The organism is Roseibium sp. MB-4 (assembly GCF_053005265.1).
Genome location: NZ_JBRKQB010000001.1, coordinates 444,803 through 463,644, shown reverse-complemented (window position 1 = coordinate 463,644; position 18,842 = coordinate 444,803). Strand labels below are relative to the sequence as shown.

General features: G+C 56.1%; 16 protein-coding genes. 4 read left to right on the top strand and 12 right to left on the bottom strand.

Going from position 1 to position 18,842, the window contains the following annotated elements; translation table 11 throughout:
• The first annotated feature begins 61 nt into the window (after positions 1-61).
• Positions 62-775: an endonuclease/exonuclease/phosphatase family protein gene (locus ACVDG4_RS02290; RefSeq protein WP_447233877.1), complete on the top strand. Its 714-nt coding sequence runs from the start codon at positions 62-64 to the stop codon at positions 773-775.
• A gap of 25 nt (positions 776-800) precedes the next feature.
• Here ACVDG4_RS02290 and ACVDG4_RS02285 read toward each other — a convergent pair whose 3' ends face one another.
• From ACVDG4_RS02285 to ACVDG4_RS02270, 4 genes are all read right to left on the bottom strand, one after another.
• Positions 801-2,315, bottom strand: coding sequence for an inorganic phosphate transporter (locus ACVDG4_RS02285; RefSeq protein ID WP_447233876.1), 1,515 nt, complete (start codon positions 2,313-2,315; stop codon positions 801-803).
• Positions 2,316-2,468: 153 nt separating this feature from the next.
• A complete protein-coding gene (locus tag ACVDG4_RS02280; protein ID WP_447233875.1) occupies positions 2,469-2,954 on the bottom strand; it encodes an NUDIX hydrolase in 486 nt (161 codons plus the stop codon).
• 113 nt (positions 2,955-3,067) lie between these two features.
• On the bottom strand, positions 3,068-3,958 hold the full coding sequence (locus ACVDG4_RS02275) for a nitrilase-related carbon-nitrogen hydrolase (protein ID WP_447233874.1): 891 nt from the start codon (positions 3,956-3,958) through the stop codon (positions 3,068-3,070).
• Between the two features lie 82 nt (positions 3,959-4,040).
• Positions 4,041-4,232 (bottom strand): hypothetical protein, encoded by a 192-nt coding sequence (locus ACVDG4_RS02270; RefSeq protein ID WP_447233873.1) that lies wholly within the window; start codon positions 4,230-4,232, stop codon positions 4,041-4,043.
• 139 nt (positions 4,233-4,371) lie between these two features.
• On the opposite strand from ACVDG4_RS02270, the gene ACVDG4_RS02265 reads away from it, so the two are divergent.
• Positions 4,372-4,998 (top strand): LysE family translocator, encoded by a 627-nt coding sequence (locus tag ACVDG4_RS02265; RefSeq protein ID WP_447233872.1) that lies wholly within the window; start codon positions 4,372-4,374, stop codon positions 4,996-4,998.
• On the opposite strand, the gene recJ is transcribed toward ACVDG4_RS02265, so the two are convergent.
• The 6 genes from recJ to ACVDG4_RS02235 all read right to left on the bottom strand — a co-directional run bounded on the left by recJ (position 4,995) and on the right by ACVDG4_RS02235 (position 12,363).
• Positions 4,995-6,815 carry a single-stranded-DNA-specific exonuclease RecJ gene (gene recJ / locus ACVDG4_RS02260; protein WP_447233871.1) on the bottom strand — a complete coding sequence of 607 codons (1,821 nt, stop codon included), beginning with the start codon at positions 6,813-6,815 and terminating at the stop codon, positions 4,995-4,997. The two genes, ACVDG4_RS02265 and recJ, sit on opposite strands and share 4 nt — an antisense overlap.
• Positions 6,816-6,825: 10 nt before the next feature.
• Positions 6,826-7,821, bottom strand: coding sequence for a class II fructose-bisphosphatase (glpX, locus tag ACVDG4_RS02255; protein ID WP_209002191.1), 996 nt, complete (start codon positions 7,819-7,821; stop codon positions 6,826-6,828).
• Between the two features lie 48 nt (positions 7,822-7,869).
• Positions 7,870-9,189 carry a homoserine dehydrogenase gene (locus ACVDG4_RS02250; RefSeq protein ID WP_447233870.1) on the bottom strand — a complete coding sequence of 440 codons (1,320 nt, stop codon included), beginning with the start codon at positions 9,187-9,189 and terminating at the stop codon, positions 7,870-7,872.
• Between the two features lie 22 nt (positions 9,190-9,211).
• Positions 9,212-10,429: an LL-diaminopimelate aminotransferase gene (locus ACVDG4_RS02245; protein ID WP_306148576.1), complete on the bottom strand. Its 1,218-nt coding sequence runs from the start codon at positions 10,427-10,429 to the stop codon at positions 9,212-9,214.
• A gap of 211 nt (positions 10,430-10,640) precedes the next feature.
• Complete coding sequence (locus tag ACVDG4_RS02240) at positions 10,641-11,867, bottom strand: GGDEF domain-containing protein (protein ID WP_447233869.1); 1,227 nt, start codon at positions 11,865-11,867, stop codon at positions 10,641-10,643.
• 250 nt (positions 11,868-12,117) lie between these two features.
• Positions 12,118-12,363 carry a hypothetical protein gene (locus ACVDG4_RS02235; protein WP_209175143.1) on the bottom strand — a complete coding sequence of 82 codons (246 nt, stop codon included), beginning with the start codon at positions 12,361-12,363 and terminating at the stop codon, positions 12,118-12,120.
• A 244-nt stretch (positions 12,364-12,607) separates the two neighbouring features.
• Here ACVDG4_RS02235 and ACVDG4_RS02230 point away from each other — a divergent pair, with 244 nt between their 5' ends.
• Positions 12,608-14,413: a PHA/PHB synthase family protein gene (locus tag ACVDG4_RS02230; RefSeq protein ID WP_306148574.1), complete on the top strand. Its 1,806-nt coding sequence runs from the start codon at positions 12,608-12,610 to the stop codon at positions 14,411-14,413.
• Positions 14,414-14,515: 102 nt separating this feature from the next.
• On the opposite strand, the gene ACVDG4_RS02225 is transcribed toward ACVDG4_RS02230, so the two are convergent.
• Entirely contained in the window at positions 14,516-16,849 is a 2,334-nt protein-coding gene (locus tag ACVDG4_RS02225; RefSeq protein WP_447233868.1) for a sensor domain-containing protein, read from the bottom strand.
• Positions 16,850-17,251: 402 nt separating this feature from the next.
• Here ACVDG4_RS02225 and ACVDG4_RS02220 point away from each other — a divergent pair, with 402 nt between their 5' ends.
• A complete protein-coding gene (locus ACVDG4_RS02220; protein WP_447233867.1) occupies positions 17,252-17,767 on the top strand; it encodes a hypothetical protein in 516 nt (171 codons plus the stop codon).
• Here ACVDG4_RS02220 and speB read toward each other — a convergent pair.
• On the bottom strand, positions 17,746-18,717 hold the full coding sequence (gene speB / locus ACVDG4_RS02215) for an agmatinase (protein ID WP_447233866.1): 972 nt from the start codon (positions 18,715-18,717) through the stop codon (positions 17,746-17,748). The two genes, ACVDG4_RS02220 and speB, sit on opposite strands and share 22 nt — an antisense overlap.
• Positions 18,718-18,842: the final 125 nt, after the last annotated feature.

Here is an 18,842-nt window from a genome sequence, read left to right as displayed (position 1 = left end):
ACAAGGGGCGCTTGATGTCCTCAGATATAACGAAATTGCAAGGGTCACCAAACTCCGCCCAATGCTGAAGATCGGCTCCTACAACATACAAAAATCGATTGGTGTCGATGCGCGGCGGCGACCAGACCGGACATTGAAGGTCATTGGTGAGCTGCAATGCGACGTGATCGCCTTGCAGGAAGCCGACAAACGCTTCGGACCGCGCGAGAGCACTCTCGACCGCGATCATATTCTTGCGCAGACCAACTTCCGCCCGGTGCCCTTTGCGGTTGGCGAACACAGCCTCGGCTGGCATGGGAATGCCATTTTGGTCCGGCAAGGCATTGAAATTCTGGATCACCGGCGAATTGAATTGCCAACCTTGGAGCCGCGGGGCGCCGTGGCCGTGGATTTGGCAGTGGAGGATCAGAAGATCCGGGTCGCCGCCATGCACCTCAGCCTGATCGGTCATTTCCGCAAGAAACAGATTTCCTCGCTCATGCACCAGCTTCACGAAGGCCTGGATTATTTGCCGACCATTTTGATCGGCGATCTGAACGAATGGCGCGATGATGCGAAAAGCATCCGTCTCCTGGAAAAACGCTACGAAGTCACAACGCCCGGCCGGAGCTTTCCAAGTCCCCTGCCCGTTGGCAGTCTGGACCGGATCATCACCAGTCCGGAATTCACCGTTCAAAAGGCCGGGGTTCACAAATCAAAGACAGCGCGGATCGCGTCAGATCATCTTCCCGTTTGGGCAGAGCTCGCCCTTGAGCCAACAGGCCATCTTGCCTGAATCTCTGGTGCTGGACGACACCGGGCTATTGTGTGATCAACAGATAATCGAACACATGAAAGAACCCCGCAGATAGGAGCGCACACGCCGGGACCGTGACGATCCAGGCACCGATGATGGTGACCAGGTTAGTCCGGCGTACCAAAAGCCGCCGGCGGCGTTCTTCCCGGTTGCGGATAGGCTGATGGCGCTTGCCATTCACCTTCTGGGGGACGAACCGGTTTCTGTACCACTCGCGAAACAGACCAACGCCAAAAATGGCGCCCACAGCGATATGAGTGGACGAGACCGGCAACCCAAGCCCGGATGCTGTCAGCACCGTTCCAGATGTTGCCAGCGTGACGCAGAACGCCCGGATCGGGTTCAGCTTGGTAATCCGTTTGCCGACAACTGTTACAAGACGGCGGCCAAACAGTAGAAGGCCGGCCGAAATGCCAAAGGCTCCGACAGCGCTCACCCAAAGCGGTGCAACCGGGTTGAGCTGGCCGAGAATCCAGTAGTGCAAGTCATTGATTTCATCGGACTGGCTGTTGACGATCGCCGCCAGCGGCCCGATTGCGTTCGCCACGTCGTTCGCGCCATGCGCAAACGACAGAAGAGCAGCTGAACAAATCAATGGGATCGCAAAGAGAGAGCGCAAAGACTGTGTTCGATTGTCGAGGAACAACGCCTGACTGGCTACCACGCGCCGATAGATGGCCCAGACCATGGCCCCCACAACAATTGGTGCCAGCGTTGCCGGGACAAACGGCAGAACGATCAGCCGATGAAGACCTTTATGGGTCATATAGGCGGTAAAGGTCGCAGCCAATCCGCCCAAGAGGATCGGCAGCCAGAAGCGAGCTGCAGAAAGCTTGTCGTCCGTGTAGATGACCTTGGCATTGATAAAGGCAAGCAGCAACGCTGCAACAAGTCCGCCCAAGAAAGGCGATGCGACCCAGGTAGCGGCAATGACCCCAAGCGTTGACCAGTTGATCGCAGCAAAGCTGCTGGCCGCAACGCCTGCCCCCACCACGCCACCGATTATCGTGTGGGTCGTGGAGACTGGCGCACCAATGAGCGTGGCAATGTTGATCCAGATCGCCGCCGCTGCCATGGCGGTCAGCATTGCTTTCATGAAGCGGAAGTTTTCAGGGATGTCATCTGGCGCGATGATCTCAGTCGAAATCGTGGTGACCACGTCACCACCGGCCAACAACGCGCCCGCACTTTCGCAAATCGCAGCGATGATCAGCGCCGTTGTTATGCTGACCACCCGCGCGCCAACTGCAGGTCCGACATTGTTGGCAACATCATTGGCGCCAATGGTGATGGCGAGATAGCCGCCGACCGTTGCACCGGTGACCAGGATCAGAACGTTTGAGACATCCGACGCTGCAAATTGCAGGGACGCGAGGATTGCGCAGACCGCCAAAAAGCAGATGGCAAGCCCGGGCGCAATCAAGCGCCGGCCCATCGCTTCTGCAGCATCGCCAAGAAACCCGACCCGGTCGAGATCCTTATCGAGTGCCTTTGGTGTCAGGTTGTCCCCCGAACGCACAGTACCCGTCTTTCAGATCCGCTCACCGGCAGCCTGTCGCAAGAAGACCTTCAGGTCCGCACCGCGCCGGAGTAAACTGAATATGCCAGCAGCCTTGCAACAGCCTTGCGACGCAGACGTGTCACAGACCGCTCAAACGTTCTGACAGATCGATTAGAAAAGCTGGTTGCGATGCCGCTTCAAGAAACGCCGCAAGGCCGGTTCATCAGCCTTTTCAATAGCCTCAGAGACAGGCATCCAAATGCGCTTGCGTTGCCCCAGCTCAGGAAAATTATCGACTTGGCTTTCAAACTCCACCTTGAACACAAGCACTTTGGTGCGCAGTTTCAAGCCACTTGCGAGCCCCTTGTAGGACCGAAAACTGCCCAGAGGCCGATGATCTGCCTTGCCGATCACCCCAGCCTCTTCATAAGCTTCAAGCAGAGCCGTCTCGAAGGCCGGCATGTCCGCCTCGGGCCATCCTTTCGGCAAAATCAACCGGCCGGTGTCCCGTGTCGACACGAGAAGGATCTCATGCTCCTGTTCGCCCTTCCGGCAACACAACGCCGCGATCTGCAGGCGGGCCGGTTTGACAAACAAACCAGCAAAACCGCGCAGCCACGAGGCGTCGAACGCCGATATCGTCGGGGCAAAAGCCATACCAATCCTAGAATGGTGAAGTTGAGACGCTGGCTTATATAGCGCAGTTTGTTTGCCGTCTAGCAAAAAACGCACATTGTGCGCATATACGCATTAAAACTACGCAATGAGTGTCACATTTTTAAAAGTGTTACGTTTTCGTCCGTCCAAGCGCCCGGCCAAACCTCTGCACCGCCGTCGCGCAAGGCTCGAATCACGCCGACTGGAACTGGCGTGGTTAGAAATAATTCTTCACCGCCGACGCCGCCTGTCGGCTTCAGTTCAGCGCCAACACCTTCGAATCCAAGCTCTTCTTCACACGGCACATAGAGCGCAGCTCCGGAAACATTCGTGTCGTTCTGCGTTGTGCCTTCCGCACGGCCTACAACGCCGCAGGCTGCAACGGCGCACATCAATTCGACCGCCCGCGCTTTTGCACAACCGAACACACGGTGATAGCCGGAGAGTTTTTCCGTCATCGACGGTACGAGGATGAGGTCGACTTTTTCTTTGGCAAGAAGACAGCTCAGCGCTGGCATTTCAATGTCCAGGCAGATCAGGATGGCCATCTTCAGACCATCCAGCTCAAACACCTTCAGCTCCGTTCCGGGCACCAGATGCCAGATGTCTTCTTCCTGCTCAAAGGGTGTGAGGCTTAATTTATCTTGGCGGATTTCGCGGCCATCAGCGGTCAGCAGAACCGCTGTATTTGTAATCCCGCAGGGTGTTTTCACCGGCCATGTCCCGGCCAACAATGAGACGCCTGTCTTTTGCGGCAATTCGGACAGCAGCGGAAACAGATCGTCACCAACATCAGCCAGGAAGCCCATTTCCTGATCTGGCCGTAGTCCCGCCGGTTTGAAGGCAAGGCATGTCTCGGCGAGGTATTCCGGCAGGACGAGAAGCTTCGCGCCTCCTGACGCTGCCCTCTCGAGCCCCTCCGCAATCATGTCCGCCAGCGCGGCCACAGATCTGGGCGCTCTACCGAGATTGAAGGACCAAAGTGAAATCGGATATTCGGTCATGCTGCCGCCCCATTTGAGTACCAAGCAGCCGACATAGCTGGACCTTGCGTATCAGTTCAAGGCCGACGATAGACGGTTTGGTTCAGCTCGCGAACAAGGCGACAAAAAACGTCAAAAGAACCAGAAAGCCGGTATTTATGAACCACGGCTTGGGTTCGGCCGGAAGCGCCCGCAACTTTGCAGATTTTCTAACTTCCCGAACACCTTCAAGAGCCCGGTCTGTGCGCCGGTCGATCTCGCGGAAATACGGTACCAACTCATTCTGAGTACGCATACTCAACCCTCACGATTCCTTCGTGGAATGAACGCTACGGCAAGGGTGTTAGAGGGAGGTTAATTGCAGCGGATAACAAATCCCTTGTACAGACCTTGAGCCCGTGATGGATTGAATATAGTTCTTGACGGAGGATGCCATGGTCGATCTGCCGACACTCATCACCTACAGTCTCATCGTACTTGGGTTTGTATTCATTCCTGGTCCGGCAACCCTTTTGACGATCGCACGGGCTACAACGTCGGGTCCAAAAGTCGGCATCGCGACAGGCGCCGGGATCGCAGCTGGCGACATCGTTCACACATTGCTCGCTGTATTCGGCCTCTCAGCGATCATCGCGGCCTCAGCTCTTCTGTTTTCGGTGATCAAATACGTCGGTGCCGCCTATCTGATTTACCTTGGCATCAAAGCCATCACTTCGAAGGTTGCTACGTCATTCGGAAACGGCATTGCGGACGTAAGCACTGGGACAGCCTTTCGCCAGGCTTTCATTTCGGAGATTCTAAACCCAAAAACGGCCCTATTCTTTTTGGCGTTTTTGCCGCAGTTCGTGCAGCCCGAAAATGGTTACGTGCTGCTTCAACTGACAATTCTCGGATTTATTTTTGTCGCCCTCGGGCTATTCAGCACGATCGTCTTTGCCTTGGGCGCCGGTACACTTGGCGGATTGGTCCAGCGCAATCCCGTCATCTTGAAATGGCAAGGAAAAGCCGTCGGGACGATTTTCTGCATTCTCGGTGTTCGACTGGCGTTGCAGGAACGCTAAAGCCTGGTCTTTTGCGGGTCCGCGACGTCCAGAATGCGCAGCTGCACTTTCGGTGTCCCCTGCCAGGTGTCAATGGACAGTGTCCCTGCAACATGCAGGTTGCGGCCACGGCCTTCCAGAAGCATCTGGCCGTGAGGCTTGTCCTCTGCCTTGAAGCAAATCCCCTTGAGCGCAGTGCCGTCACCAGCCGCAAGTGTCGCCCGAACATGGCCCTTGCCCACGACATCGGCGAAAGAGATACGATGCGCAGGAAACGCAAACACCGGCTCGGAATGACCAGCGCCGTAGGGGCCTGCTTTTTCCAGCATATTCATCAGATCGAGGTTTGCACCCGTTGCAGTCAATGCCGCGTCGATCTTCAGTTCCCGGTGTGCCGTTGCAGCTTCCACATCATCTTTCAGAATTTCGTTGAAGAAGGCTTCCAGATCAGCTGCTTTTTCCTGGCGCACCGTCAGCCCTGCGGCCATGGCATGTCCGCCGCCCTTTTCCAAAAGCCCGTCGTCGACAGCTTTTCGGACCGCCTTGCCGAGATCCACGCCATTGATTGATCGTCCGGACCCTGTCCCCTTGCCCGTTTCATCATAGGCAATCGCAAACGCTGGGCGGCGGTGCGCTTCCTTGAGCCGCGACGCGATCAGGCCGACGATCCCCGGATGCCAGTCGCTGGATCCGGTCAAAAGAACGGCCGGGTCCCGCTGTTCGATGGCCATAGCGGCCTCGGCTCCTGCCTGTTCGAGCATCACAGCTTCCATCGCCTGACGCTCGGTGTTCAGTTGATCCAGACGTTCGGCAATAGCACGAGCTTCATGCGGGTCCGCTGTGGTCAGAAGCCGTGCGCCCAAAGCCGCATCGCCGATCCGGCCACCCGCATTAATCCGCGGACCGATCAGGAACCCCAGATGATAAGGGGCCGGTTTTCCGCTCACCCGCGCGGCATCTGACAGCGCTGTCAGGCCGTAGTTCTGCCGTTGATGCATGACTGCCAACCCACGCGTCACGTAAGCACGGTTCAAGCCCTGGAGCGGAACCACATCACACACCGTGCCGAGTGCCACCAAGTCCAGCAGCGCCATCAGATCTGGCGCCTGACAGCCGTTGAATGCGCCCCGCTGACGCAGCTCGCGGTTCAGTCCGACAATAAAGAGGAAGGTAACGCCAACGGCCGCCAAATGTCCCTGCCCCGACAGATCATCCTGCCGGTTCGGATTGACCAGCGCCCGCACATCGGGCAGCGTTTCTCCAACCTGGTGGTGGTCAATCACCACGACGTCGAGGTTAAGCTTCCCGGCCGTTTCAAAGGCTTCAAAAGATGTGCTGCCGCAGTCGAGCGTAATCAGCAGTTCCGCACCGCCTGCCTGAAGGTTCTCGATTGCAGGTCCGTTTGGGCCGTACCCCTCAATGATCCTGTCGGGAATATGGATGACCGGATCAAGCCCCATCCATTGAAGATACTTTGCCAGTACTGCGGACGAGGTGGCGCCATCGACGTCGTAGTCGCCGAAAATCGCGATCTTCTTCCCTGCCTGAACCGCATCGGCTACGCGAGCCACAGCTGCGTCCATGTCGACGAGACTGCTCGGGTCCGGCATCAGGGTCTTGAGGGATGGTTCGAGAAACGCCGAAGCGTCTTCAGCAGCAACACCACGCGCTGCCATGACGCGGGCCAAAACATCGGGCAGCCCGTGCTGTTGCGAGATCGCCATCGCGGCGCGCGCTTCAGCGGAGCTCAGGCGCTCCCGCCATGCATTGTCATTGGCGGAGCGGGCAACCCCGAGTACGAGGCGCCCTTTATCGTCTTCGCCAAATCCTGTCAGCATGCGTTCAGACTTAGTCCAGGTGGAACTTTTCCAGCTGTGTGTGCTGGGCCTTGATGTAGCGGACAGTCCCCGTTGAGGATCGCATAACCACAGTGTGCGTGGTGATGTGATTGCGTCCGAAGCGCACGCCTTGCAGGAAGTTGCCGTCCGTCACACCGGTTGCGGCGAACAGAACGTCCGGACCTGCCATTTCTTCCAGCGTGTATTTCTTCTTGATGTCGTCGATGCCCATCCGGTGGGCGCGTTCGACCTGCTCATCGCGGGTGATCACCAGACGGGACTGCATTTGACCGCCGATACAGCGCAGGGCCGCGGCCGCCAGAACGCCTTCCGGTGCGCCGCCGATACCTGCGTAAAGATCGATGCCGGTTTCTTCCGGATCTGTCGTGTGGATCACACCAGCGACATCACCATCACCGATCAGGCGGATCGCAGCACCGGTGGCTCGGATTTCTTCAATCAAACGTGCATGGCGCGGACGGTCGAGGACACAAGCCGTCACTTCTTCGATCTTGACGCCTTTTTCCTTGGCGACAGCGGCCAAATTGTCCGCAATCGGCGCATCCAGATCAATCAGGCCCTCAGAATAGCCTGGACCGATCGCAATCTTGTCCATGTAGCTGTCCGGCGCATTCAAAAGGTCACCTTCCGGAGCCAGAGCGATGACAGCGAGAGAGTTCGGCAGGTTCTTTGCGCAGATGGTCGTGCCTTCCAGCGGGTCCAAAGCGATGTCCACTTTCGGGCCCTGCTTGGTGCCGACATTCTCGCCGATGTAGAGCATCGGAGCTTCGTCACGCTCGCCTTCGCCGATCACCACCGTGCCGTCGATCGGAAGGCGGTTCAATTCACGGCGCATCGCATCAACAGCTGCCTGGTCGGCGGCCATTTCATCACCGTGACCGCGCAACCGGGCGGCTGACACAGCTGCTCTTTCGGCAACACGCGCCAGTTCCAATGTCAGGATACGGTCAAGCCCGCTGGCTGGCTGGTGTTCTGTGTTGGACATCAACATCTCCGCTTTTCCCCCGTTCCGCACGTCCGCGGGACGTTTGACTTACTTCAGTTTTTCGATCCGGATCATCTGCGGCTGTTCTGCGACCACGCCTTTTGACATGACCACATCCAGCGCTTCTTTGATGGCGATCTCGGTTGTTTCATAGGTGATAAGGATGACCGGTTGCGGCGCATCCGCACTGTCGCGGTCTCGGTCTTCTGCCGCTGCCCGTTTTTGAACGATGGACTCAAGAGAAATACCGGCATCCCCCATGCAGCGGGCAATCTCGCCGAACGCGCCCGGGCGATCGTAGACCGACAAGCGAATATAATAGCCACCCTCGTGAAGGCGCATCCGGGCCCGCTCGTACGGAACCAGGTCTGTTGCCGGCATACCAAGGACTGGTGTTTCGTCGCCCCGGGCAATGTCTGTGATGTCGGCAACCACAGACGACGCCGTCGCGTTCCCACCGGCACCCGGTCCAACCAGCACGATCTCACCGACGTAATCACCGTCGACGGCAACAGCGTTCAGAACGCCGTCGATCCGTGCAATCGCGGACGATTTCGGCACCATTGTCGGGTGAACGCGTTGTTCGATGCCCGTGTCGGTGCGCTGTGCAACACCGAGCAGCTTGATCCGGAAGCCGAGCTCGTCGGCAGCCTGGATATCAGCCGTTGTAATGGAAGTAATGCCTTCCATGAAAATGCTGTCGGCGTCAATCTCGGTGCCAAAGGCAAGGCTCGTCAGGATCGCCAGCTTGTGTGCCGTATCGTTGCCTTCGATATCGAACGTCGGATCGGCTTCCGCATAACCAAGCCGCTGCGCATCAGCCAGACAATCTTCGAAGCTGATGCCTTCGGCTTCCATCCGCGTCAGGATGTAATTGCACGTCCCGTTGAGGATGCCATAGACGCGGCTGACTTCATTGCCGGCCAGAGACTCACGCATGGTTTTGACAATCGGAATACCGCCCGCGACCGCTGCCTCATAGTTGAGGCAGGCGTTGTTCTCCTCTGCGACGCGGGCCAGATCCACACCGTGTTTGGCAATCAAAGCCTTGTTGGCCGTCACGACGTGCACACCGCGGCTAAGCGCTGCGCGAACACTTTGCTCGGCCGGTCCGTCTTCCCCGCCGATCAGCTCAACAAAAATATCGAGTTCTGCTTCATTCGCCATGGTCATCGGATCATCGAACCAGATGAAGCCGCTTGTATCAATTCCCCGGTCGCGCGTCCGGTTCCGGGCACTAACAGCTGTAACCGTCAAGGACCGACCGGTCCTACGTTCGATCTGGCCAGCGTGCTTTTCCAGGAGTTGCACCACGGACGCACCGACCGTTCCAAGGCCGGCCACGCCGATTTTCAATGCGTCTGCCATTCGGGAATTAATCCAATTCTATTCAGCGAGAAGTCTCAAGCGGGATGACGTTGTGCAGCTTTTGCTCCGCAGTTTCAAGGAACCGGCGGACATTTCTTGCCGCCTGGCGCAACCGCTGCTCGTTTTCTACCAGACCAATGCGGACAAACCCGTCACCGTATTCGCCAAAACCGATGCCTGGCGCGACTGCAACGTCGGCGCGTTCCAGCAGCAATTTGGAGAATTCCAGACTGCCGAGGGACCTGAACTTTTCCGGGATCGGGGCCCAGCAGAACATGCTGGCTTCCGGCGCTGGAATATCCCACCCGGCCCGGCCGAAGCTCTCAACGACAACATCCCGGCGCTTCTTGTAGATCTCACGGGTTTCACGGATGCAATCATCCGGACCGTTCAGTGCCGCGGTCGCAGCAACCTGGATCGGCGTGAAAGCGCCGTAGTCAAGATAGGACTTCACCCGGCCAAGGGCGCCAATCAGGCGTTCATTACCAACCGCAAAGCCCATCCGCCATCCCGGCATGGAGAAGGTCTTGGACAGGGATGTAAATTCAACGGTGACGTCCATTGCACCCGGCACCTGCAAGACAGACGGTGGCGGGGTGTCTCCGAAGTAGATCTCTGAATAGGCTAGATCCGACAGGATGAAGATGTTGTGTTTGCGCGCAAAAGCCACGACGTCCTTATAGAAATCGAGGTCCGCGCAATACGCTGTCGGGTTGGCCGGATAACACAGAATGATCGCGATCGGTTTCGGCACAGAGTGAATGACCGCGCGTTCCAGCGCTTCAAAGAAGCCGCTGTTTGGCTCGGCCGGAATATTGCGGATCGAGGCTCCCGCCATCAGGAACCCGAACGTGTGGATTGGATAACTTGGATTGGGGCTCAGGATCACGTCGCCCGGCGCGGAAATGGCTTGCGCCATATTGGCGAAGCCTTCCTTGGAGCCAAGAGTTGCGATGACCTGTGTGTCAGGATCGAGCTTCACGCCAAACCGGCGGCCGTAATATGACGCCTGAGCCTTGCGCAGACCCTGAATTCCCTTGGAAGCGGAATACCGGTGGCTGCGTGGATCCTGAACGACCTCGGTCAGCTTGTCGACGATGTGCTTCGGTGTTGCCAGATCCGGGTTACCCATACCGAGATCGATAATATCCGCGCCCGCCGCTCGCGCCTTAGCTTTCAAGCGATTGACCTGTTCAAAAACATACGGCGGGAGCCGTTTGATTTTGTGGAACTCCTCCATGGGCGCGGATCCTTGCGGCTTGAAAATGGGTATGTCTCACCTGCGCGGTAAGCAGTTTGGGCGACCTTTTAACAGGCCTTTTCAAGTTTCGCACCCATCTTTGAGCGCCTAGCCACCTAAATGTGGGAACAGATAAGTTTGGCCGGGGCCTACCAAGAACGACCCCGAAACGAGGTACAGCACGCCAAATAGAAGGCTGGGTAATGGGCAGCTATGCCGGATGGGGGTTATAGAAAGCGAATTGTGTGTCTTCAGTGCCAGAAAAAACCCTGGCCTTTTCAGCCGAGCCGACAACCGTTTTGCCCCGGCCGCACGCTTTGGCTTCGTACATAGCTCTATCTGCAATTTCCAAGGCCTCATCCAGTCCGAGATCAAGCGGCACAGAACTGACGCCAGCGCTTAGTCCAACCTGAATCGCACCCTCTGTCTCCGCAGAACAGGCAGCTGCGAAATGAGCCCGAATCCTTTCGGCAAGAATCCGAGCTTGGTTTGGCTCCATCCTGGTGGACAGAAGGACAAACTCATCACCGCCCAGCCGGCCTGCAACCGTATCCGCCGGTCTTGTTTCCTCGCAAACCCGGCCGAACACTTGAAGGACCAGGTCACCGGTTGCATGGCCGTGCTTGTCGTTGACCCTCTTGAACTCATCAATGTCAAACCGGATCACCGTGAGACAGTTGTTTGCGCCGGAAACTGACGTAAACGTTGCCGCCCTTTCAAACACCGCCCGGCGGTTGGGCAATCCCGTTAGACAATCGCGATAGGCGGCCGATTTGAATTGCAAAAGTGATCGCTCGATCGGCATTGCGAGCGCTGTAAACATGGAAAGCACCATGGCAACCAGGATAAGCAGCAGTGCAATCAAAATGACATGACCGCTGATCGCTTCGAACAGCCCGTTTTCAGCGCCAAATCCAAGTGCGGTCAGCAAACTGAAATGCGCGCTCGTTTCCAGAGCTGCGCTGAAAGCGTACAGCTTCGGCGTGACGAGGTTTTCTGTATTCCAGCGCAAGCAGATTATGGCCGACCATGCGATGTAGAGGATCATAACCGGTTGTACGTAAGCCACCCGGCTGGACAATGTTGTCGCAAAGTCCGGAACTGAGCAGAGTAATAGCCAGACCCCGGCAAGCCCTGCAGCAATCCAAAGGCGCAAAGGCTGGTGAAAGAAGGCCGCGACACCACTGCGTCTCAGGCCAGTTGCAAAAAGGATAAGAAAATTCGCTGCAATGATGGTCAGGTCGTCCGGCAACACACCACGGAAGCTTATGAGCAGTGTGCCGATCGCCCCGAGCAGGAACGCAATAGACCAGAGCCCGAAGGACAAATGCCCTGCCCGGTCACGATGTTTCCAGAAGAAAAAAAGAAAGCACAAAACAGCACTGGCTGTCAGCTCAGCGACAACTAGGGAAAACAGTATAGTCTTCACATCAAGCACGAGCGCCCCCAAAACGCCGGGACCACATTTCTGCCCAACAAAGTATGTGCTCACCCGAAAGTGGCATACCAAAGTTTCAAAGTTATCCAAAGTTGTTTTACGTAACGGTACCCGCTATTTTTATCGGGAGGTGACGTTAGGTGCATCTGCTGAGGCTATGATAAAACTAACACTCTGCGCCATTGAGAAGAATAGACCAGAGCGTTAGAGGCAGTCCGCCGCACTCAGTGCTAAGGCCGTGTCGATCTGTTCACTGCTCGTCTGCGAGAGTTTTTAGATATTCTTCCGTCTCTGCCCGCTCCAACGGGTTGATCAGGCCTTTGGACTGCGCGGACGCGTTTGGCGGACCGTAACCCGTTGGCGGCTGCACGGTGCCTGATCGTGTTTTTTGGTCCGGGTTCACCGCTTTGACGAGCGGCGTGCCGGGGCCAACGGCGCAGGATTGGAGAATGGATGCCCCCAAGAACACCAAACAGAGATCGCGCCGCACGCGCATGATTGCCGTCTCCCTCAACTACAACTGTGATCATACTTCCATCGAAGTGTCACACAAGTCCTCTAGCACAGCGGCAATACGCGTTATGGAAACCAATCGACGGCGCCGGAACGTTGTGCCATAAATGAAACTGACGTTCCGAATACAAGCGCAAATAGAAACACATAACGCTGAGGAACCGCCCAACAGACTGCCGCCTCCAGACGGCAGTTAAGAAGACCGGAAGTCGGAGGAATCCCTGCTTATGGCTGATGACCGCCAGCATCCCATGTTGCAATACATCATCAACAATCCAGAAGCTTTCGCGCAAAATCTTGCGAAGACATTGGAAAATGCAGGCAAGGCGCTCGCTGCGTATATCGAGCCGCGCGAGCAAGGCAAGATTACGCACGAATCAACTGACGAACTCACCGGCGTGGTCAAGACACTCGCTCAAGTTGGCGAATACTGGGCGTCTGATCCGCAGCGGGCTCTGGAGGCGCAGGGCCGCTTGTGGAGCGGCTACATCGATCTCTGGAATTCGTCACTGAAACGGATGATGGGCGAACAGTCGGAGCCGGCCGTCAAAGCCCCGGTAACGGACAAGCGGTTTGCTGATCCCGACTGGGAAAACAATCAGTATTTCGATTTCGTCAAACAGATTTATCTCATCACCAGTCAGTGGGCCGAAGAGATGGTCCACGAAGCCCAGGGACTGGACGAGCACACCCGCCACAAGGCCGAGTTCTACGTCACACAGATTTCCAACGCACTCTCGCCGTCGAATTTCCTTCTGACCAATCCTGAACTCCTGCGTCTGACCATGGAGAGCAACGGCGAAAATCTCGTCAAGGGAATGGAGCATCTGGCCGAGGACCTGAAGACCGGCAAGGGCGAACTGAAGATCCGGCAAACAGATCCGTCGAAATTTAAACTCGGCGAAAACCTCGGAACCACCAAGGGCAAGGTCATCGCGCAAAACGACGTGTGCCAGGTCATCCAGTACGACCCGACTACGGACACAGTCTTGAAGCGCCCCTTGATGATCGTGCCGCCGTGGATCAACAAGTTCTACATCCTCGACCTCAACCCGGAGAAATCCTTCATCAAGTGGGCCGTGGATCAAGGCCACACGGTGTTCGTGATCTCCTGGGTCAATCCGGACGAACGGCAAGCTCAAAAAAGCTTTGAGCACTACATGAAAGAGGGCATCCTCAACACGCTGGATGTCATCAAGCGCGCCACCCGCCAGGAAGAGGTTAATGCAATCGGCTATTGCGTTGGCGGCACACTCCTCGCCGTAACGCTGGCCTACATGGCGCAGACCGGCGACGACCGGATCAAGACGGCAACCTTCTTCACGACGCAGGTCGATTTCACCTACGCGGGTGATCTCAAGGTGTTTGTGGACGAAGAACAAATCTCCATCCTGGAGAAGCGCATGGCGGAAAGCGGCTATCTGGACGGGTCCAAGATGTCGTCGGCGTTTAACATGCTCCGGTCAAATGACCTCATATGGTCTTATGTGGTGAACAACTACTTGAAGGGGAAAGAGCCCTTCCCGTTCGACCTTTTGTACTGGAACTCAGATTCTACCCGCATGCCGGCCGCAAACCACTCCTTCTATCTTCGCAACTGTTACCTCGACAACAAGCTCTCAAAAGGCGAGATGGAAATCGGCGGCGAAACACTTGACCTGTCCAGGGTCAAGATCCCGATCTTCAACCTCGCAACCCGCGAAGATCACATCGCGCCGCCAAAATCTGTGTTCTTGGGGTCGGGCTGTTTTGGTGGACCGGTGGAATATGTGCTGTCGGGTTCCGGCCATATTGCTGGCGTCGTCAATCCGCCCGTCAAAAACAAGTACCAGTATTGGACCGGCGGCGAAGCGCGAGGGACACTCGAAAACTGGTTGAAAAACGCGGAAGAGCACCCCGGATCCTGGTGGCCCTATTGGGACGAGTGGATCCGCAAAAACGATCCGGCTGAAGCCAAGCCGCGCAAACCTGGCGCCAACCGGGTCAAGATACTCGAAGACGCCCCGGGAAGTTATGTGATGAACCGGGTCTGAGCTCTAAAAAAGAAGGCACGGATCTAAGCGATCTTTTCGTGCCTTCTTGTGTTTCCCCGCAAGCTTTCTCGCAGTAAGCGAGCGCCAACAGGCAGACAACGTTTAGAGCGCCACGTCCAACGGTGTTCTGGTCATCCCGAGAAGTTTTGAGAACTTGTCGGCCGCCATAGGCCGGCCGAAATGGTAACCTTGTGTGGTCTCACACCGGCAGCTCAGCAGGAACGCTTGCTGTTTTGCCGTTTCGACACCTTCGGCGACAACGTTTAGCCCCAGTTCCCGCCCGAGGCTGATAATCGCTCGCACTATTGCGCGGTCGCTTTCCTTGTATTCGAGATCCCGGATGAAGCTTTGGTCAATCTTCAGCCGGTTCAAAGGAAAATTCTTCAAAGCGACAAGGCTGGAGTAACCGGTGCCGAAGTCGTCAATCGCCAAATGAATGCCGATCCGCCGGAAATCTTCCATCAAAGCGACGGCCTGTTCCACATTCTGGATGACAAGGCTTTCGGTAAACTCAAGTTCCAGATACCGCGCATCCAAACCGCTTGTGTCCAGCGCGGAAAACACATCTGACAAAAGAGCCTTGTCACGGAACTGGTTCGCAGAGACATTTACCGCGATCGTTATGTGCGGAAGACCAGCGTCCTGCCAGGCTTTGTTTTGACGGCATGCTTCGTTCAGGACCCAGCGGCCAAGGGAAATAATCGCGCCGGTTTGTTCCGCAATCTCAATAAACTCGCCGGGCATTAGTCTCCCGCGTTCAGGGTGTGTCCACCGCACTAACGCCTCAGCACCGACAATCCGGCCGCTCATCAGATCGATCTGTGGCTGATACTCCAGGAACAGTTCGTTGTTGTTGATGCCCCGACGCAGCTCTTCGACCAGCTTCAGCCGGTTGACACCCGCCGGCGCCGTTTCCCGATCGAAAATGAAAAAATTGTCCCGGCCGAGGTTCTTAGCTTCAAACATCGCCTGGTCGGCGTTCTTCAAAACTTCATCGGCCGTGTCGCCATCTAACGGGAAGACGGCTGCCCCGATCGAACAAGTCACGTGAAGCGTCAGCGTTTCCAGCTCGATTGTTTTCAAAATTTCAGCGCGCATGCGCGCCAGATAGTCCTTTAGTTCCGACTTCTGCGCGGTAGGGCCATCTACGAAGAGGACAAATTCGTCCCCGCCGAACCTTATCGTCTCAAAGGTGGTGTTGTGGGATCCGAGGATGCGATCCGCGACAGTGGACAACACGTCGTCACCCACAGCATGCCCATAGCTGTCGTTGATGAACTTGAAGTTGTCCATGTCCACGAACACGACAGCAACCGGTTCGCCGGTTTGTCGGCTTGCTTCGATTTTAGCTTCCAGCTTCCGTTTGAACTTCCGGCGGTTCGGCAATCCCGTCAGCGGGTCATGGTCTGCGAGATACCGGATCCTTTTTTCCGCCCGGTCGCGTTCAACCGCAATGGAAGCCAAATGCGCCGCTTCGCGAACAATTTTCTCTTCCCGCTCTGAAGGGGCCCGAACATCGGTCCAGTAGAATGCAAAGGTCCCCAACACCTTGCCATCCCCGGAGAAAAACGGAACGGACCAGCACGATTTCAGGTCATATTCGCGAACGAGTTCGACATACTCTGCCCACAGCTCGCTGTCGAAAATATCCTCGACGAACACTGCTTCCTTTCTAAAAACAGCCGTTCCACAAGACCCTACTCTTGGACCAATCTCGATGCCATCAACCAACTCCAGATAGCTCTGGGGCAAGTTCGGACCGGACGCAGACAGGATATGATTACCGCTGTCGTCCACCAGCATGACGGAACCCATGCCGCTTTCCAGCTGCCCTTCGATCATGAGCACGAGCGAATTCAAAACATCCTGCAGCGGCAAACCGCTCACAAGTTTCTTCAGGATCTCGTTCTGACCCCGCTGCAATTTCTCAGCGTTTTGGCGCTCCGTTACATCTCGGGAAATACCGACAATCCCGACAACATCACCGTTTTCTTTGCGGATCGGATATTTGGATGATGAAAACCACTTTTCGGTGCCGTCGGGCAAAAGGATACGGTCCATAATGTCGACCAAATCCCGGCCTTCACGCATCATGGACTGCTCGTCCTCGTAGAACACCTGCCCGACCTCGGGTGGATGCAACTCCAAATCGGACTTGCCAATCAACTCCGAACTGGTTGACCGGCCCATATCTTCAGCGACCTTGTCATTTGCCATGACAAATCGCGACCGGCGGTCTTTTACATAGACATAATCGGAAACGAGGTTCACCAGCTGCTGAAGCCAGTCCAGATCGCCAAACATGTCCAGAGAGCTGTTAAAGCACGCTGTTGTGTTCAACTCTTCCAGTCTGGTCGCAAGGGATTTCATGGCTTGCCAATCGGCAAAACCTGTTGGGCCTTCGTTTCTTCCCTGAGACACCTGTTGATCCGTCATGGATCCGCCTTCAACCGCATCTGCTTATCACTTTTTCTTGCAGACCATCCTAGTAACACATTCCAGACTGCCAAAGCGTTTACATGCATTAATCCCGCACAAGCTCTGTGTGTTTGGTTTGATTTTCCGTTAATCCAACCCCAGAAACGCCGCATGAGAGCAAAACCGAACCAAAGCCTTGTCTGATTATTGTCAACTTTGCCAAGCCGCTTGCTTTTCCCGGTTTGCAAAACCCGTTTAGCGCGCGGTATAGGTTCTTACGAAGGGAAACAAATCCAGATCATGCACACACCGCCTCTGCTTCATTCTGATGATGGAAGACCGGCACACTGGGCCGGGCCAACCGGGTCAGCGCGCTACACTGCACGGTCTGGTTCACCTGCCCCGGTAAAAGCGTCTGTCATGGCAGCGCGCATAGTTGTCCCTGCATGTGCTTCGGCTGCAAGCTGGACGGCGCTTTGGATCGGCCCGTTCTATGCTGGCATTCTCGCACTCTGGACATGTTGGGTTGTGGTAGCCCTGTCTCGGTATGTTCCGATAAACAGCCTGCGGTTATGCCGGGAGGCTGCCTACGGGGAACGTATCTGGCTCAATCAACTGAGAGAAACCAAAGGTCAACAAGGACCAATGCTGGGTCTTTACCTGACTGCGTGGACAGCGCTTGCTATCACCATCTTGGGTGGTTTGATGTTATCGCTACTTGTGGCTGTCACAGGTGTGATTGTCGCCATGATCACCCAGTACGTTTTGTGGAAGCAACTGTCTGCCTATTACAGCCAAAACAAGACAACCCATCCGCTCTACCGCTTCTGGGACACACAAAAAGCCAACGACAACAACAAGTCATTCAAAGGCTTATCCGACGGACACATGACGTCCGATCTCGGCCGTCAACGTCAAAGACCGTCCGTCCGCTGACGCTGCTTTTCCGCAAGCAATCCGATATACATCAACGCCACGCTTGCGCCTGCAATTGATGTGATGTCGGCATGATCATAGGCTGGCGCGACTTCGACAACATCCCCGCCAACGAAGTTCAAATCCCCCAGGCGGCGCAAGATCATCAACGCCTCACGGCTTGTAAGACCACCCGCAACAGGCGTTCCAGTTCCTGGCGCGAACGCGGGATCAAGGCAATCAATGTCGAACGTCATATAGGCCTTGGCATCACCGACCCGGTCCTTGACCAATTCGACCACGCCGTTGACCCCAAGCAGCTCCACTTCTTCGCCGTAAAGAATTTCGAGGCCGCAAGTTTCCGGCGCGTGCGTCCGGATACCAATCTGAATTGATTTTTCCGGGTCAATCAGCCCTTCTCGAACCGCCCGGCCGACAAAGGTGCCATGATCGATCCGGTCTCCCTTGTCATCCCAGGTGTCCTGGTGGGCGTCGAACTGAACGAGGGCCAAAGGTCCGTGCTTTTCGACGTGCGCCTTCAACAAGGGATAGGTGACGAAATGATCACCACCGATGGAAAAGAGATGCGTGCCGCTCTGCAGGATTTCTCGCGCCTGTGCTTCAATGTGGCCTGGGATATCCCGGTTGTGGCCATAGTCAAAAACGCAATCCCCATAATCGACACAAGCCAGTGTTTCGAAAGGATCAAACTCGAAGGGGTATTGCGGATCCCCATCAAAAATAGCCGATGCTCGGCGCACGCCCTGTGGTCCGAAACGAGCACCAGGCCGATTTGAAACGGAAGCGTCAAACGGAATGCCCCAGACGGCCAGATCGACCCCGGTTAAATCGCGGCTGTACCGCCGGCGCATGAACGACAAGACGCCGCCATAAGTCGGCTCGTGCGACCCTCCTTTCAGAGAATCGCCAAGGAACGCGTTGTCGGTCTGACGGGGCAAATCAACAGCCATGGGGCACCTTTATCAAAAGAACTGCAGGCACTTAACCGCAGTCTATCGACAACCTCAAGCATTCATTCAGACCCGGCCGCTGAAGAGATTTGCAACTTACCGTCAAAGTGAGAATGCCATTTGGG